The sequence below is a fragment of the Acinetobacter sp. WC-323 genome (assembly GCF_000314615.1).
Classification (GTDB): Bacteria; Pseudomonadota; Gammaproteobacteria; order Pseudomonadales; family Moraxellaceae; genus Acinetobacter; species Acinetobacter courvalinii.
Genome location: NZ_AMZS01000074.1, coordinates 1 through 3,072 on the forward strand (window position 1 = coordinate 1; position 3,072 = coordinate 3,072).

Here is a 3,072-nt window from a genome sequence, read left to right on the forward strand (position 1 = left end):
TTATCTCCTAATAATTTAATGCAGTGCATCTTAGTTTCAACCAAACTTTGCCGATGATAGCCTGACCATTTTTTCCATAGTGTCCTGCCTAAACGTGTAACTGTTCGAAGTAATTCATTTCGCTCTAGCGAGCTACTCTTTGTATCTTTCCATGGTTTCGCATTTTTTCTAGGTAGAATTACCGCATGCGCTTGCCGATCTGCAATGACCTGACGGCATTGCTTGTTGTCATAAGCTCTATCGGTATAAACAGAGTCAATCTGCTCATCTTGTGGAATCTGATTAAGTAAATCACCAAGCACCTGTGAATCACTGACATTATTGGTTGTGAGCTGAATAGCGCGTATTTGTAGGGTTTTAGCATCTATACCAATATGTAGTTTACGCCATTGGCGACGATATTCAGGCCCATGTTTCTTGCGTTTCCATTCGCCCTCACCTAGAAACTTCATCCCTGTAGAGTCCATGAGTAGATGCAGCCCATCGCTACTTTTTTGGTAACTAATTGCAATATCAATATGCTTTTGTCTTCTACAAAGCGTGGTGTAATCTGGTACTATCCAATTTAATCCGCAAAGTTTAATTAGACTTTGCACAAAGCCAGTGGCAATAAGTAAAGACAGACGAAATAAAGATTTAATCATTAAGCAGCATTGGATGGTTGCGTCGGAGTAGATTTGATTTCGCCCTTGTTTGCCTTTTGATAGAGCATACCATTGCGTAGCAGGATCAAACCAAATGGCAATATTTCCGCGACTAATGAGTGCTCGGTTATATGCGGGCCAATTGGTTGTGCGGTAGATTTTGTGTGTAGGCTTCTTCATTTGAAAATTATATCGCTGAAAAAGCCTTTACAGATAGGTTTGTGCAACAAAGCCTATTCAAGGCGAATTATTAAGATAATTGTGAAAACTTCATAGGAACTTCTTTTTTCTCAATGAAAATATTATATCCTTAGAGTCTGCATGATCCATTTGAAGCGAGAATTTTATGAAAAAAGTTATTGGTATGAGAAATAGCCGTACTGAAGCCTTTAAAATCGTAAAAGCTTCATTTGCCGTAGATAATTTGGTTGTAGATAATAAAGGCTTACAAGCAATTAATGACTATGTGAAGGGTTCTAAGACATTTGAACAAGCCAGAAATACACTCGTTGAAATGTACCGTGTAAGATAAAAATGTTTTTTGATGATGCACTACATTATTATCTGACGGAAGAAGATTTTTATGATGATCCATTCTGTGATAAAAATGGTGTTTTGATCAACAATCTTGGTATTTCTAATACCAAAGACCTGAATGAGGCAGAGAAAGCGCTAAGTGCCTTACAAAATACAAGATTACAGGAAAATATCTCTGTTTTTCTAGGCAATTTTGATTTACAGCACCTACAAAATATACATCATCAATTATTTATGGATGTCTACCCATGGGCTGGCCAATTAAGACGCGTGAATACCTATAAAGGTGAATGTATCTTTCTCCATTACAATAGCATAGCTCCTTTAACAGATCTGCTGTTTTCATGCCTCAATAATAATTTTAACCATTTGATTAATAATAAAGAAAATATAGATTTGGTTTGTAGTTTTTTAGCCAGATTTTTTGTTGTTTTAAATTATATTCATCCATTTAGAGAAGGTAATGGTCGCTCACAATGTTTCATGCTAGGCCAGATACTATTTAAGTAAGGTTATACGATCGATTGGACCACTGTGAGTTCAGATGCTATGAATCAAGCAGTGATCGCAGAATGGAAAGAAGGTAACTTTAAGCTCACTGGAAAAATGATTAAACTTAATATTCAAAGATTAGAAGTAAGTTGAACACCTGACCAATATCGTACTCAGCATCAATTTTAGTGTTTCTTCAGGCCTACTGCTGACATTTCAAATGATTCCATGATAAAAATCAAACATCATTGTAAAGCCTCTAAAAAACGATTGCTCCAACAATAAAACACAACACCCCAAACGCGATCCAGAGCCAGACAGTTGATCTGGATGTCTGCATACCTGGGTTATTCAATGGAGATGGTTGCTGAGAGGTATTCTGTGGGGTATTCGGCCTGTTTGTATGGGGATGATGCTTGGAATAAGAAAGTCCTGTTCCGGGAATGCCCACGCTGGTTCGGGTGCTTTTTTACCAATATTTAAAGAAGCACCGGGTTTGCCAATGCTCGCACTGCTGATGCCCTTATGCGTCAGATTAATTTTTAAACCCGGTAAGATTTTAATGCTCTTGCGAAATCTAAAGTCCATATTTCCCCCATTTGCAAAACCAGTTCGCTGTGTATTTCAGTTAATAGAGGTAAATTCAGAGAATCTCAGATCCTCATCTACCTCGCTAGTCGGTTGTCCCCATAGAGACATCCGTATATTTTTTATCTGGTGATTGCAATACTACCTTAAAATACCGTCAAAAATCTTTACTGTATATTTGCTGTAGGGTAATCTTAAAACTGCTATTTATTGACTGATTGGTATATGACGACACATAAGCATGAAGTCCTGCTACGAATGCGAGCGATCGAGCTGCTTGCATACTGGGAAGGTCGTTTGGTCACCAATCGTTTGATGAGCTGGTTTGGGCTCAGTCGACAGCAGGCTTCTGCGGATATCAAGCGTTACAATACGCTGTATAACCCCCATGCCTTGATTCATGACCCCTCAGTCAAGGGTTATGTGCCTAAAGCCAGCTTCCAGCCTGTACTGACTACAGCGCATATCAATGAATATCTCAATATGTTGTCAGGTTTGGTTAGTGAATCGCATGCCCTGATTGCGATGCCAGAACCGAATCTTGCAGCAGTTCAATTACCTGATCGCAGTGTATGTCCTGAAGTGATTCGGGAAGTTTTGCGTGCCTGCCGGAACCAAAGTACTTTAAAAATGATTTATGCCTCCATGCAGAATCCGCAGTGGCATGAACGCATGATTTCCCCACATACCCTGGTGTATACCGGTTTTCGCTGGCATGTCCGTGCCTATTGCCATCAGAGCAAGCAGTTTAAGGACTTTTTACTCTCCAGAATTGCTCGCACACCTGTTGTGGTGGCGATTGAGTCAGTAG

General features: G+C 39.4%; 4 protein-coding genes and 1 pseudogene. 3 read left to right on the forward strand and 2 right to left on the reverse strand.

Translation table 11 applies throughout. The annotated features are described in order from the left end of the window. Window positions 1-824: IS5 family transposase (locus tag ACINWC323_RS00295; protein ID WP_009516354.1), on the reverse strand; the 824-nt coding region annotated here is incomplete at its 3' end. 166 nt (window positions 825-990) lie between these two features. On the opposite strand from ACINWC323_RS00295, the gene ACINWC323_RS00290 reads away from it, so the two are divergent. Both ACINWC323_RS00290 and ACINWC323_RS00285 read left to right on the forward strand, forming a co-directional pair. Then, window positions 991-1,176 (forward strand): hypothetical protein, encoded by a 186-nt coding sequence (locus tag ACINWC323_RS00290; RefSeq protein WP_000755724.1) that lies wholly within the window; start codon window positions 991-993, stop codon window positions 1,174-1,176. Between the two features lie 2 nt (window positions 1,177-1,178). After that, window positions 1,179-1,691, forward strand: a complete 513-nt coding sequence (locus ACINWC323_RS00285) for a Fic/DOC family protein (protein ID WP_000464612.1) — start codon at window positions 1,179-1,181, stop codon at window positions 1,689-1,691. Window positions 1,692-1,932: 241 nt separating this feature from the next. Here the strand turns inward: ACINWC323_RS00285 and ACINWC323_RS0119445 are convergent. Next, a pseudogene (locus tag ACINWC323_RS0119445) lies at window positions 1,933-2,261 on the reverse strand (DUF4236 domain-containing protein). Window positions 2,262-2,486: 225 nt separating this feature from the next. Between ACINWC323_RS0119445 and ACINWC323_RS00280 the strand changes: the two are divergent. Further along, window positions 2,487-3,072: BrxR family helix-turn-helix transcriptional regulator (locus tag ACINWC323_RS00280; protein WP_032881802.1), on the forward strand; the 586-nt coding region annotated here is incomplete at its 3' end.

What these genes read in the sequence shown, in the direction of transcription:
- ACINWC323_RS00290 (WP_000755724.1), top strand. Translation starts at nt 991, where the DNA reads ATGAAAAAAGTTATTGGTATGAGAAATAGCCGTACTGAAGCCTTTAAA.
- ACINWC323_RS00285 (WP_000464612.1), top strand. Translation starts at nt 1,179, where the DNA reads ATGTTTTTTGATGATGCACTACATTATTATCTGACGGAAGAAGATTTT.